The 12,767-nt window shown below is 64.6% G+C and carries 13 protein-coding genes and 1 rRNA gene; 1 reads left to right on the plus strand and 13 read right to left on the minus strand.

All coding sequences use genetic code 11. From position 1 onward, the window contains the following. Nucleotides 1-106: ribosomal RNA gene (locus H162_RS32005) — 16S ribosomal RNA — on the minus strand; the annotation flags it as partial. A 511-nt stretch (nt 107-617) separates the two neighbouring features. On the opposite strand from H162_RS32005, the gene H162_RS0126225 reads away from it, so the two are divergent. After that, complete coding sequence (locus H162_RS0126225) at nt 618-1,097, plus strand: DUF6328 family protein (RefSeq protein ID WP_020656454.1); 480 nt, start codon at nt 618-620, stop codon at nt 1,095-1,097. A 439-nt stretch (nt 1,098-1,536) separates the two neighbouring features. Here H162_RS0126225 and nikR read toward each other — a convergent pair whose 3' ends face one another. From nikR to H162_RS0126290, 12 genes are all read right to left on the minus strand, one after another. Beyond that, entirely contained in the window at nt 1,537-1,992 is a 456-nt protein-coding gene (gene nikR, locus H162_RS33570) for a nickel-responsive transcriptional regulator NikR (protein ID WP_084677134.1), read from the minus strand. A gap of 38 nt (nt 1,993-2,030) precedes the next feature. After that, the gene (locus tag H162_RS0126240; protein ID WP_020656457.1) at nt 2,031-2,813 is read right to left on the minus strand and encodes an energy-coupling factor ABC transporter ATP-binding protein; all 783 of its coding nucleotides are present in this window, start codon (nt 2,811-2,813) and stop codon (nt 2,031-2,033) included. Continuing rightward, nucleotides 2,806-3,357, minus strand: a complete 552-nt coding sequence (locus H162_RS0126245) for an energy-coupling factor transporter transmembrane component T family protein (RefSeq protein ID WP_020656458.1) — start codon at nt 3,355-3,357, stop codon at nt 2,806-2,808. Before H162_RS0126245 ends, H162_RS0126240 begins: the two co-directional genes overlap by 8 nt. Beyond that, entirely contained in the window at nt 3,354-3,998 is a 645-nt protein-coding gene (locus H162_RS0126250) for an energy-coupling factor ABC transporter permease (protein ID WP_020656459.1), read from the minus strand. Before H162_RS0126250 ends, H162_RS0126245 begins: the two co-directional genes overlap by 4 nt. Nucleotides 3,999-4,044: 46 nt before the next feature. Then, a complete protein-coding gene (locus H162_RS0126255) occupies nt 4,045-4,491 on the minus strand; it encodes a hypothetical protein (protein WP_020656460.1) in 447 nt (148 codons plus the stop codon). Between the two features lie 8 nt (nt 4,492-4,499). Further along, nucleotides 4,500-5,207 (minus strand): DUF4198 domain-containing protein, encoded by a 708-nt coding sequence (locus H162_RS0126260; protein WP_020656461.1) that lies wholly within the window; start codon nt 5,205-5,207, stop codon nt 4,500-4,502. A 22-nt stretch (nt 5,208-5,229) separates the two neighbouring features. Continuing rightward, nucleotides 5,230-7,275 (minus strand): TonB-dependent receptor, encoded by a 2,046-nt coding sequence (locus tag H162_RS0126265; RefSeq protein ID WP_026355120.1) that lies wholly within the window; start codon nt 7,273-7,275, stop codon nt 5,230-5,232. A gap of 304 nt (nt 7,276-7,579) precedes the next feature. Beyond that, nucleotides 7,580-9,181, minus strand: a complete 1,602-nt coding sequence (locus tag H162_RS0126270; RefSeq protein WP_267872164.1) for an MFS transporter — start codon at nt 9,179-9,181, stop codon at nt 7,580-7,582. 2 nt (nt 9,182-9,183) lie between these two features. Further along, the gene (locus tag H162_RS0126275; RefSeq protein WP_020656464.1) at nt 9,184-10,173 is read right to left on the minus strand and encodes a substrate-binding domain-containing protein; all 990 of its coding nucleotides are present in this window, start codon (nt 10,171-10,173) and stop codon (nt 9,184-9,186) included. 23 nt (nt 10,174-10,196) lie between these two features. Further along, the gene (locus H162_RS0126280) at nt 10,197-10,727 is read right to left on the minus strand and encodes a chromate transporter (RefSeq protein ID WP_020656465.1); all 531 of its coding nucleotides are present in this window, start codon (nt 10,725-10,727) and stop codon (nt 10,197-10,199) included. Then, nucleotides 10,720-11,319, minus strand: coding sequence for a chromate transporter (locus H162_RS32010; RefSeq protein WP_169444579.1), 600 nt, complete (start codon nt 11,317-11,319; stop codon nt 10,720-10,722). The genes H162_RS0126280 and H162_RS32010 overlap by 8 nt, the downstream gene beginning before the upstream one ends. 81 nt (nt 11,320-11,400) lie before the next feature. Next, nucleotides 11,401-12,573, minus strand: coding sequence for an MFS transporter (locus tag H162_RS0126290; RefSeq protein WP_020656467.1), 1,173 nt, complete (start codon nt 12,571-12,573; stop codon nt 11,401-11,403). Nucleotides 12,574-12,767: the final 194 nt, after the last annotated feature.

A 12,767-nucleotide genomic window follows, 5' to 3' on the forward strand; every position in this document is an offset into this window, starting at 1 on the left:
ACCCGTTCGCCACTCGCCGCCAGGTTGCCCCGCGCTGCCGTTCGACTTGCATGTGTAAAGCATGCCGCCAGCGTTCAATCTGAGCCAGGATCAAACTCTTCAGTTCAATCTCTGTTTGTTGGCATTGCTGCCACCATCCTTGCGGATGGGTCGCTCACTCAAAATACTGACGATTTCTTCTTTCGAAGAAGTTCGTATTTTTTGTGAACATTTGATAATTTAAGTAATCACTGACCGAAGCCAGTGGCACCTTCATCAAACGCCCACACTTATCGACTGTTAATTGTTAAAGAACCGTATTCGGTACTGCGTTTTTGCTGCACTGCGAAGCGTTGTGTTCGTCAGCAGCAGAGAAGCGAGATTATGCGGTGTTTTGCGTTTGTCGTCAACTTCTTTTTGTTTCCCCATCGCATCGTTGCGGCCGTTTTACGGCGCCCTCGCGTCGGGGAACGGAACTATAGCAAAGCCGGCCTGCACCCGCAAGGCCTCACGTTGTCTTCGAGCGACTCGACGTGCATCCGCCCCACTTTCCGCTGGTGGTCAGGGAGGACATGTTCCATAGTGGTTTCAAGCGTGCGCGCATTGAAGGTGGCTGAGTTTGGGCGTACTGTTCAGTCATGGAAAAAGAGCTTACCGAACTCGAGAAACTTGATGTAGAGATGCGCAACATCATCGAGGAAGCACGCGTCGTGCTCCCGGGGGTGCAAGCCCTCTTCGGGTTTCAGACGATCGCCGTGTTCAACGACCGCTTCCAGGATCTCGCCTCTTACGCCAAGATTTGTCACATGCTCGGACTGGTCATGGTCATTATCGCCGTCGCGATGGTAATGACGCCGGCGATCTATTACCGCAGCTGCCGCGGCCGCGCTACCAGCTCCATGCTCAAGGTGTCTTCGCGGATGATCCGGGGCGCGCTCGGTCCGCTTTCGATAGGTCTTGCTTTGGAGATGTTCACCGTGATTTACCTGGCCCTGTCCGGCATGTCCGCCCGCCTGACGATCAGCATCGGCGCCGCGGTCGGTACGCTCGCATTGCTGTCCGGCCTGTGGTTCTTCGTGCCGCGCAAGGCCCACAAGATGGAGGGACGCGCAGGCTAGTGCTGGAGAAGTATACGCTTATGTGATCCGTCGTACAGATGAGAGGGCTTGCAACCGGATAATGGAAATGCGGCGAAGTTACCGACGACCCCGGAGGAAGCAAACGAGCATATTGTGGTCGTAAGCACGTCTGTCGCGAACACGGCAACAAGGTTTGAACTGGGCGGCACCGCCAACCGAAGGTTCCGTTAATCGGGGGGAGCAATGAAGATGGCGAGTGTTGGCCCAGCCGTACAGGCAGCGGCGACCTCGGCGCTAGAGATAGCGCGTGGCATCAACCGGCTTCCCGCCGGGGTCGCGCTGCCGCACGGCTGGCAGAAGGCACGCTGTGCCGGATGACGAAGCCTCGGCCACAAGCCGAGGCTTTATTTTCTGGAATGCCAGTGCGAGCGCCGATGTTCCTGGACAGGACCGCCAGCCCCGCGTATCGCCGAAGCGCTTAGCGATGCGGATGAATATGGCTGTGCCCGACCTGGACATAGTTGTCGTTCTTTATTTCCACCGGTACCAGATGCACACTGCCATGCCGGACACCCGTTTGCGCGATGATGCCGTCCGCAGTGGCGCGCACGGCGGCGGTTCTTCCCTTTAGCACGACAGTTTCCAGGCAGTTTTCATGGTCCAGGTGAACATGCAGCGTCGCCAGCGTGACGTTGTGATGCTCGTGCTGGATCTGCGTCAGCCGGTTGGACAATTGGCGCTCATGGTGGTCGTAGACATAGCTTACCGTTGCGACACACCATGTCGCCTTGCCTGCCGCAACCTCGGCGTCGCCGAGGGCTTTACGAACCAGATCGCGGAAGGCCTCCGATCGATTCACATACCCTTTGCGCTCCACCAGCTGGTCGAAAGCATCCGCCAGATCATCGTCGACCGAGATCGTTAAACGCCGCATGGTTCACCTTACACAGAGAGAATTGAGTCGCGCAATATCTATGCCGCCTTCGATCCATGTTGGTACACATGGGCATGCTCGCTTGCGCCGTGCCGGTGGCGATGGGTGTGCGCGAGGTTGACACGCTCCAGAAGGCGATGGTCGGCGAGGGCCTGCCGCAACGGCCCATCGTAGGCAATGTGCTGATCCTCGCCGACAATCAGGCAACGGTTGCCGAATTCCGCCGCCATCGCCAGATCATGGGTACTGACCACCACGGTCGCGCCGGTATCGAGAAGGAAATCGACCAGCCAGCCGGTCGCCCGCGGATCGAGGCTGGCCGACGGCTCATCCAGGAGAATGACCTTGGGATCGAGCACCAGGATGGAGGCCAGCGCCACCTTCTGCTTCTCGCCCCCGGACAGCATGAACGGCGGTTTGTCGAGGACTGCCTGCAAGCGCAGCGCTGACGCCCAGTAGGATACGCGCTGTTCCACGTCGGTCCACCCGAGCTTGCGCGGACCGTAGGCGATCTCGTCGCGCACGGTGGGGTTGAACAGCATGGCATCCGGCTGCTGGAACAGCAGCACGACCTCGCTGCGGAAGCGCCGCACCCATTCCCGGTCGCGCATGCGGACCTGGTTCACGTCGACGCCGCAATAGCGATACGACCCTGCCGTCGGAAATACCAGGCCATCAAGGATTTTCAACAGCGTGGACTTGCCGCAGCCGTTTGCCCCCAGCAGCACGACTTTTTCGCCGGCGTCCAGGCGAAACGACATTCCGCTCAGCGACTGCGGCGCGTCCGGCCAGGCAAATGCCGCATTGTTCAATTCAATCATCGAAAGCCCCTCGTGAACGCATCGCCATCGCCGTTTCCGTGGCGCTGCATATGGATTTATCGAGCAAATGACCGGCCTGCGCGGAGGCATGCCGCGCGCGGTCGGCCATGCTGGCGGCGGCAGAATTGCGGCTGGTGAAAGCAAGGCGGAAATCGCGCACGATGCGCGAGAACGCGGCCACCTGCCCTACCGCCAGCGCCGCGAGGAAGGATAGCGTGCGCGAGAACGCCAGCGCTTGCAGCAGGTTGACGCGGCTGACAAACCAGAAGCCCAGGAACACCAGGGCCAACACACGCAGATTCACTACCAGCAGATAGGCGCCGGAAAACCGCTCCTGCCAGAAAGCGACCAGTGTATAGCCGAGACTGACCGAAAGATTGAAGGCCAGCACCGCTTTCACGGCGCGCCGCAGCAGCCGCCAGCGCGCGTTGCCGCTGCATGCCAGCGCGAGGACCAGCAGCGCCGCCAGCAACGACGGCTGGTGCACGAAAGTGAGTGCGATCACCGCCGACAGGTAGGCGGCCAGCCAGCAGCGGGGACTCATGCCAGGCTCCATCGGCGCATCCTGGCAAAACGCCAGACGAACAGGGTCAGTACCGCTTCTCCGATGCCGATCATTGCATGCGGAATCAGCACAGCAGGCAAGACGATCGAGAAACCGAACGGGAAAAACAGCGGTACGCCATTCTCGCCGTGCGCGATCGAGGGCTGCAGTCCGAGCACCAGTGCGACGATCAGGGCCGGCAGCATCACCGAACTCCAGGCGGCGGCGGCCACGGCGGCCGTGTCGCCGAGGCGGCGCAAGGCGCGAAACACCAGTGCCGAGACCAGCGCCCCCGCCAGGCCCATCGCCAATGCATTGATCGCCAGCGCGGTGATTCCTCCTGCACCGAAGAGCAGGGACTGCAGCATCAGCACCAGGCTATAGGAAAGGAAAGCAAGGCGCACACCGAACAGCAGTGTCAGCATCGCCACGCCGAGTGCGTGGCCCGACGTGCCCCCAGGCATGGGCACCATGACCAGGCCGAGCCCGTAGGCCAGCGCCGTCATCGCCGCAAGCTTCGGGACCGTCTGTTCGTCGAGCTGTTCGCGCAGGCTGCGCGCCGCCCAGACCCAGGCAATGCCGGCCAGCGCATACGCGGGAAGATAGGTCTGCGGTGAAATGAAACCGTCGGGAATGTGCATGGTGAACTCCAGTCTTATGGGAGCCAGTAACAGGTCGTGGACGAGGTCATGCGAATTTCTTCCTTCTTACAAACAGCTTGAGCGCGGCAAACCCTACCAGGATGAGCGCCAGGCCGAACAGCAGGCGCGTACCGCGATCCGATCCGGCAGCCACCGGCGCCGCCGTACCATGCGCCTTGGTCTCGAATTCCAGGTCGACCCCATGGCCATCCGCGGAAAAGGCGCGCAGGCGCCATGAGCTGGTGTCGTCGGGAGCGAACACGACCCGTCCCTTGGCATCGGTGCGCCCGGTCTGCGCCGGCTGGGCGCGCCCCTTGGCGAACAGCTCGTATTGCTCGTACGAGAAAGGCTCGCCGTCGGCGTACGCGAGGCGCACCACCACCGCATTGCCTTGTGCGATGTCGTGCTGCACCTCGTGGCCGGAGGCGGCGCCGGCCGACGCGACCAGCATGGCGGCAAATGCGGCCCGGCAGCGGCCCGCCACGGATGCCATGCGAGCCTTCATAGGACGTCGAACATCAGGTTGGCCGACATGGACAGCACTTCGGCGCGCGGATCGTTCGGCAGGTCCTGCTTGTGGCTGACACTGAGCACCTGCTTGCCCGTCACCGTGGCCAGGCTCGCCTTGCCCGAGGCATCAGTCAGCGCCGAGATTTCCGGGCCGCCGATCACGCGCGTGATCTTGGCGCCCGCAAGCGGCTTGCCCTGCCACATCACCTGCACTTCCACCGGCTTTCCGGCGACCGGCGCCTTCGCGCTGAGGGGCACGATTTCCAGGTCCTGTCCTTGCGCCTTGATGGCGGCCGGCCCCCATGCGTACACGGTCTTGCCGAACTTGAGCGCATGCGATGCGCTGATGGCGCCCGGCACTTCGTTCTTCGGCAGGTTCTTCTGGCCGTCCGTGGTCTTGGTCCAGAAGCCGTTATCGTAGTTCAGCGTCACCAGGGCCGGCTTGCCGGCCAGCGTGAAGGTCACGCCGCTGCTGCCTGCCGCCTGCGCGACCTTCAGCGGCGCGCCGCTGCCAGTCACGGCGGCGAGTTGCTTGACCTTGGCCGGGTCGTACTCTTCGAGCTTGCCATCGTGTCCGAACACCACGGCATAGCCGGCGCCGCGGGTCTCGGTCCAGGCGTCGTGCGCCTGCGCGGACAGGCTGGAAAGCGCAGCGATGCCGAGGACCAGCGCCAGTGGGTTGCGTTGGATACGTTTCATGTCGAGTCTCCTTCTGGTTTTATTAAAGGCTGATATTCATGCCGAACTGGATGCTGCGAGGGGGCGCCGGCGCGTAGAGCTGGATGCCGGCGCTGACGAGTGAACTGGTGGAATACGCGCGACCGGTCAGGTTCGTGATGGCGGCGAAGAAGCGCTGCCGTCCCGTTCCGGTATGGCGGTCCCACGCCACCGTCAGGTCGGCGGTGGTGAATCCGCCCAGCGAGGCGCTGCCATCCGCCGTCACCGGGTAGCCGCCCCCGTTCTGGATCGCGAGGTCGGCCGACCATCCGGCGCCGAAGTCGTAACGTCCGCGCACCATCGCGGTATGTCGCGGAACGTTGGGAACAGCCATGCCGACGACGGCCGCGTTGGCATGCTGCAGCACCTTGGTATCGATCCAGGTCAAGGCCGCCGCCAGGTCCAGCCGCGACGTGGCCGCTATCCGCACGTCGAGTTCGGCGCCGTCACGCCGGGTCTGGCCGAAGTTCTCGAACAGGCCGCCGCCCAGGTCGCGCACCTCGTTGTAGGTCTTGATACGGAACACCGACAGGTCGACCAGCATACCTTTGGCCGGCTTGAACGTCAGTCCCACGTCGGCCTGCCGTATCCGGGTCGGCTCGAGCGCGCTGCCGCTGGCGCCATAGCGGGCGGCTGCGGACGGCAGCTGGTAGCCTTCCGAGAAACTGATGCGGGTGTCGAACAGCGGCGACCAGGTCGAGCGTACGCCGATCTTCGGACTGGCGTGGTCGTAGTCGGCCATCCTGCGGCAGGGATTGCCGGCCCCGGCCGCGATCTCGGCGCCGGCCGGGCTGCAATCGCCGGAGAAGCGGTCGTAGCGGACACCCAGCGCCGGGCGCAGCAGCTTGCTCAAGTTCCATTCAGCCTGCCCGTAGGCCGACACCGACCTGGTCAGGTAGTCGCGGTCGAGATAGGGCTTGGCGCCGCTGGTCGTCAACGCCGTCTCCGCGCCGTTGGACAAGGCATCCTTGAAGATATACCCGGTCGTCTCGCGATAGGCCTCCACGCCGGCTACCCAGTTGAGCTCGCGCCCACCGATGCGCCCGGCGCCATTCAGGCTGGCGCCGGCGCCGCGCACCCTGCGCTCATAGGCCTCCAGGCGCTGTTCCCAGCGGGTCGCCGTGGTCGGACGCGTATAGCTGCGGCTCAAGGACTGGCGCGTGCCCGAGACGAAGGCCAGCAGGCGCATCTCGTCCGTGAGCGGCGTGCTGAAGTCCAGCCGTGCGGTATAAAAATCCTTCCTGCCCTCGTCGTTCTGGACATTCGGATCCTTGTCGAACCGGGTGTCCCCGTTCGCATTCCGGGCCGCGGTGATGTAGCTGGCCGAATCCCATTTGCCCTCGTGCGCGCGGCCGGAGAGCGCCAGCTGGGTGCCGCCGCCCAGGTCGAATCCCAGGCGACCGGATGCCGTGGCGCGCCGCGTGTCCGATTGCTCGCGGAAGCCGTTGGTGTCGAACAGCTGCACGGCGACGTTGGCCTGCACGGATCCCGACTGCGTACCAAGCGCCGCCTGCACGTCCCTGGTCGCATGCGAGCCGGCCTTGATGTCGATGTCGCGGTATTCGCCGCCCTTGCGCGACTCGACCGCGATGGTCCCGGCCCGGCTGTAGTTGCCGTACAAGACCGAGGACGGTCCCTTGTAGACGGTCATGCGCTCGACTTCGAGCGGGATGATGACGTTCTGGTCCGCATAGCCGTCAGCATGCGACATGGATTCATTGAGCGAGACGCCGTCGATCGCCATGCCGATGTCGCCGCCATGTCCGCCGCCGGTGAAGCCGCGCATATTGATCGAATCGGCCACGCCGCCCAGACCCAGGCCACGCACCGAGATGCCAGGCACCTCACGGTACATTTCCTGCAGCTGGCTGGCGTGGCGTTCGCGGATCGTCTCCTGTTCGATCACGTTGGTGGTGAATGCCGAGCTGTCGGCGGCCAGGGCGTGGCCCTTGACCAGGATGACGGGCAAAGACTGGTCCTCGGCGCGCACGCCGGCGCCGGCCAGCACCGCTCCGACCACAAAAGCCACATGCTTCTTCCTTGAATTCATGTCTCCATCGCCTTTCGAAGATGCCCACGTGACGGAGCCACCCGCCCGGTACTACGAAAACAAAATTCCTCATACCTGTCGCCGAAATAAAAGCCGGATCGACCGGCCCTTATCCCAAGGTCATCGACCATGGCGGTAGGTGTGATGCACGCTGTGCGCTGAACGGGGTTGGATGATGCGCCCTCTTTTCGTTCCTTTATACGGAACGTCGTTCCCTTATGTGGATTGATAGTACAGGCAACGAAATCCCGTGTCAATTCATTACAGGGCTGGAATCGGGGCGGACCGATCCCGCCCTACCTGCTCAGGAAGGAAGTACGGATTCGACGATGAAGCGCCTCACCACCGGCGCGACCGGGCCGATGTGGAAAGCGAGCTTGCGTTCGCGCAGCGCCACGTCGGCGGTGGTAATGCGGCTCAGGCGCCGCAGGTGCTCGGTCCAGGACTCGTCGACGATCCTCTCCACATAGCGTCCACTGTGGCCGGCATCGCGCACCAGCTCCCAGGCCAGCGCACCCTGGCGCAGCCTGCTGCGCCGGCTCTCCTGCATCAGCGCGGAGAATTCGGCCGCCCGCCCGGGATCGATGCAATACTCGATCGCCATCTCCACCCGGCCGGGCCCCGGCGGCGCGGCCACCTCCGGCAGCCTGAATTCGCCCGGGGTGAGGTCTTCGTGCTGGCTGCGGCCGGCCAGCCGCGCATGCGCCGCCATCATGGCGGCGGCGCCGGAAGCCGCGGCCACCAGCAGGCTGGCAGCCACGCTGCCCACTGTCGCCACCTGCCCCCACAGCGCGGCCCCCAGTGCACCGGCCCCCATGATCGACATCTGGTAGATCGACATGCCACGCGCCCTCACCCAGTCCGGCAGCGCGAGCTGGGCGGCGACGGTCAGCGAGTTGGCGGTCGCAATCCAGCCCGTGCCGGCGACGAACATGGCCGGCGCCGCGACGCAGGCATTCGGCGCCAGCGCGACGACCGCCATCGCCGCGGCCTGGAGCAGCGTGCCGCACAGGACCATGGTCTCGCCCGGCATCCGCTGGCGGATGCGCGGCAGGAACAGCGTCGTGGCGATCGCGCCGGCGCCCAGCGAAGCGAGCAGCAAGGTGAAGGTGCCGGCGCCTCCGCCCTGCATGCCGCGCGCGACCAGGGGCAGCAGCGCGAGCAGCGCGGTCGAATGGAAGAAGAACAGCGCAATCCGCAGCAGCACCGCCTTCATCGGATCGGATTGGCGCACGTACTGCACGCCGACCCGGATGGCGCTGGACAGCCGCTCGCGGCCGAGCGGGCTGGGAACCTGTTCGTGCTTCCAGCGCATGATGACAAGGCCGGCGACAACCGACAGTGCCGCGTTCAGCAGGAACACATAGGCGGTGCCGGCGCTGGCGATGATCGCTCCCGCGGCAAGCGGCCCGACGATACGCGATGTGTTCATCGCCACCCCGTTCAGCGCCAGGGCCGCGGGCAGCTGCGGACGGGGAACCAGGTCGGGAACGATCGCCGCATACACGGGCCAGCGCATCGCCAGCCCGATGCCGTTCGCGAAGCACATCGCCAGCAGCAGCACAGGCGTGAGCAGGCCCGACATCACGACCGCGCACAGCACCGATGCCACGACCGCGATCCAGAACTGGGTCGCCATGAAGTAGCGGCGCCGGTCGAGGATATCCGCGAACGCGCCGCTCGGCAGCCCGAGCAGGAACACCGGCAAGGTGGCGGCGCTCTGCACCAGCGCCACCCACATGGGCGAGCTGGTCAGCGACGTCATCATCCACGCGGCGGCCACGTCGGTCATCCACATGCAGATGTTGGCAGTCATCCAGGTGCCCCACAGCATGCGGAACACCGGGTCACGCAGGGGCGCGAACGCGGATGGCGCCGCCCGGGCCGCTGGAGGCGCCGCGGGCACGCTCAGATCTTGAACGATTCGTAGGTCGCGGGGTGGAAGATCTCGTCCACCGCCATCAGCCGCGAGGACAGGCCCTGCGCGTGATGGTGCCGCACGAATGCGTCCAGCGTCTGGCGATTGGCCGCAACGCCATAGGACCAATAGTCATGTCCCATCGATTCGCGCGCGGCCTTCAGCTGCTCCTCCACGAACGGCAAGGTGACCTTGGTGGCCGACGTGTCGGCCAGCTTGTCGAGCGCTGCCGCCTTGGCCTGCTCGAAGGCCTTCAGTACCGCGCCCGGCAGCCAGGGGTGGCGCTCGGCCAGCTCTTTCCGGACGCCGACCACGTGCATGATCGGGAACACGCCGGTGCGCCTGTAATAGTCCTTCGCCACCGCGGTCGGGTCGTCGAACAGCCAGCCGACGTCCGGATTGCTGGCGGCGGCTCCGCCGGGCGGACGCGGCGCAATGAAGCCGTCGATGTCGCCGCGGTCGAGCATCGCCGAAATGGTGTCGCCCTCGGGCGCATTCTCCATCCGCACGTCCGACGGCAGGCGCAGCTTGATCTTTTCGGGCCGTCCCGGCTCGTCGATGCCGCCGCGTACCCAGATCACATCCGCCGGGCTGACGCCGTAATCGTCCTGCAGGATGGAGCGCGCCCAGACGTTGGCCGTCAGCTGGTATTCGGGAACGCCGATCCTGCAGCCCTTCAGGTCCTGCGGGCGCTTGATCCGGTCCTTGCGCACGTAGATGGAAGTGTGGCGGAAGGCGCGCGACAGGAACACCGGCACCGCGATGTAGGGACATTCCCCGTTCGCCGCCTTGACCAGGTAGCTGGAGAACGACATTTCGCTGATGTCGAATTCGGCATTGCGGAATGCGCGGAAGAAGGTCTCTTCCGGCGAGAGCGTCATGTACACGGGATCGACGCCGTCGATCTGCACGCTGCCGTCCAGCAGCGCGCGGGTCCGGTCGTAGTCGCCCATCGCGACGGATAACTGCAGCTTGGCCATCTGGTCTCCTGTTTTTTGGGTGGTTAGAAAATGAAGAAGACGGCCAGGTACAGGGCGGCTACCGAGAAGATCATCAGGTAGGGATTGGTCTTCGTGAAATAGAGGACGCCTCCGGCGGCCACGGTGGTCGCCCAGCCGAGCGCCGACAGGTGGATCGCCTGCAGGATCGTCAGCGCGCCCGCGAAGATCAGGCCGACCGCGACCGGCGCCAATCCCCGCTCGACCGCCTTGCGCCATGGCGATTCGCCATGCCGGTGCCATACGGTGGTCACGGCGACGAACACGATGGATGAAGGGATGAACATCGCCAGCGTGGCCACCAGCAGTCCGGCGGGCCCGGCAAGCTGCCAGCCGATCAGCGAGGCGATCAGGGTGTTCGGCCCGGGGGTCGCGCGCGAGATCGCGAACAGGTCGGCGAACTGCTGGTTGGTGAACCACTGGTTGACCACCACCGCCTGCAGCTGGATATCGGCGATGATGGCCTGCCCGCCGCCGATCGACAACAGCGACAGCGGCACGAATACGAGAACGATCTTCCAGAGCAGGCTAGCCACGGGGCCTCCGCAGCGCAAGGACGATGCTCAGGGGCCCGAGCACGGCGACCACCGGTATCATCGACCAGTGGAACACCCCGACGGCGACGAAGGTGGCGATGCCGATCGCTATCGCGACGGGCTGGCGCTCGATCCGGAGCGCCGCCTTGGTCCCTGCGGCCAGGGTCGCCCCGAGGCCGACGGTGGCGATACCGATCAGCATGAACTGGGTCAGCGGGAATTGCGAGATGTGCGAGTAGATCGCGGCGACCACCAGCACCACGCAGATCGCGGGCACGACCATGCCCAGGGTCGCGACCAGCGCGCCGAGGCCGCCGCGCAGGCGCTGCCCGACGTACAGGGACAGGTTGACCGGATTCGCTCCCGGCAGGATCTGGGCGACCGTCAGGCCGGCGAGGAAGGCCTTCTCGTCCAGCCACTTGCGTTCCTCCACCACGGCGCGATACACCCATGCCTGGGTGCCGCCGCCGAACGAGGTCAGGCCTACCTGCAGGAAGCAGGAAAACAGGTCCTTGAGGGAGACCCGAGGGTGCGCCGCGGTTCCCTGCTGTTCCGCCGGGACCGGCCCACTTGTATCGACTGGTGAGTCCACGCTATTCCCATCAAGATCGCGTTGATCGGCGACGTTCCGCATAAAGGAACGTCATTCCTAAATTCACTGGTGAGCAAAGTATCACTTCGCTCCGGCCTCGTCAATGCCCCTTGCCGGGCTGCGTTCCTGTCCACGCGCGATCAGGGCGCCGCCGACCAGCAGCAGGACCGCGTTCGACCAGAACACAGGGTAGATGCCGAAGGCCGTGCTGAGCGAGCCGAACAGGATCGGCACGCTGACCTGGGTGAATTTATTCACCGCGAGCCGCATCCCCAGCGCTTCGCCGATCCGCCCGGGAGGCGAATGGTTGTAGGTAAGGACAGTCGACAGCGGCTGGCCGCAGCCGAGGCCCAGTCCAAGCAGGAAAGAGACCGCCCCCATGACGAGAGGCTGTTCGAAGACCGGGAACAGCAGGTAGGTCAAACCCGCCATCAGGAGCGACCAGGTCAGCACACGGGCTTCGCCGTAGCGCTGGGCCAGCCGCGGCATCCACAGGCGCACCACGAAGGCCGCGGCCGCCTGCATGCCGATGATCCAGCCGATCGCCGTCGCCTGCAATCCGAGGGAGCGTCCATAGATGGGCATGTAGAAATTGAACAGGTCGAGCGCAGTGATGATCAAGCCGCTTGTGATCAAGGTATTGCGCAGGGCGCGGTCGGCCAGCAGTTCCCGCACGCCGCCCGCTTCCGGGTCGCGCCTGGACTCGACCTTGGCCGGGATGAAACGCGGATACAGCAACAGCACGAAACCCGGCAGTGTCACGATGGACGCGAGCGTGACGAAGGTCCAGGAATACCCCGCCCTGTCGACCATGAAGCCGACCAGGACCGGGCCCAGCATGCCGGAAACGGAGCCCCCCAGGCTGAATGTGCCGAAATTGCTGGTGCGGCTGCCGGCGCCATCGATCGAGCCCACCAGGTTATGGCAGGAGACGTGGAAGAAGATGTTCGCCGTGCCGAGCATCGCGGCCGCCGCGAACAGGGCCGCGATGGTGGGCCAGGCAACGGGAACCAGCAGTCCGGCGGTCATGCCCAGCGATCCGCACAGCATGGGCCAGCGCACGCCGATGCGGTCGGTCAGCCGGCCGGCATACACCGCCAGCATCAGCGGGAACACCGCATAGGTCGCGATCAGAACCCCGATCGCGACGGGATCGGCTTTCAGCTCGAGCGCATGCAGCGCGATGAGCATCTTGCTGCCTTTCAGACCGATCTGGTTGAGGACGGAAATGAGGACGGTCAGATAAAGAGCCATTCGCTTTCCCTGGAAAGTGGATCCGGATGCACACGCGCCCCGGTTTCGGGTTTGACAATGCACAGCATACCGCTTTACTCTACACCTGTTCCTCCTTACGGCATAGCATTCCGCATAGAGGAACAAATTCAGCCCGACAACACTACCTCACATGGAGACAGGCAGGAGAGCGCCCGGCCGCGCTGCACGGGCAT

Source organism: Massilia niastensis DSM 21313, assembly GCF_000382345.1.
Classification (GTDB): domain Bacteria; phylum Pseudomonadota; class Gammaproteobacteria; order Burkholderiales; family Burkholderiaceae_D; genus Telluria; species Telluria niastensis.

Coding starts and splice junctions, on each gene's coding strand:
- H162_RS0126245 (WP_020656458.1), bottom strand. CDS start 3,357: ATGAGTCCCCGCTGCTGGCTGGCCGCCTACCTGTCGGCGGTGATCGCA.
- H162_RS0126290 (WP_020656467.1), bottom strand. CDS start 12,573: ATGGCTCTTTATCTGACCGTCCTCATTTCCGTCCTCAACCAGATCGGT.
- H162_RS0126255 (WP_020656460.1), bottom strand. CDS start 4,491: ATGGCATCCGTGGCGGGCCGCTGCCGGGCCGCATTTGCCGCCATGCTG.
- H162_RS0126260 (WP_020656461.1), bottom strand. CDS start 5,207: ATGAAACGTATCCAACGCAACCCACTGGCGCTGGTCCTCGGCATCGCT.
- H162_RS0126250 (WP_020656459.1), bottom strand. CDS start 3,998: ATGCACATTCCCGACGGTTTCATTTCACCGCAGACCTATCTTCCCGCG.
- H162_RS0126240 (WP_020656457.1), bottom strand. CDS start 2,813: ATGATTGAATTGAACAATGCGGCATTTGCCTGGCCGGACGCGCCGCAG.
- H162_RS0126275 (WP_020656464.1), bottom strand. CDS start 10,173: ATGGCCAAGCTGCAGTTATCCGTCGCGATGGGCGACTACGACCGGACC.
- H162_RS0126265 (WP_026355120.1), bottom strand. CDS start 7,275: ATGAATTCAAGGAAGAAGCATGTGGCTTTTGTGGTCGGAGCGGTGCTG.
- nikR (WP_084677134.1), bottom strand. CDS start 1,992: ATGCGGCGTTTAACGATCTCGGTCGACGATGATCTGGCGGATGCTTTC.
- H162_RS0126225 (WP_020656454.1), top strand. CDS start 618: ATGGAAAAAGAGCTTACCGAACTCGAGAAACTTGATGTAGAGATGCGC.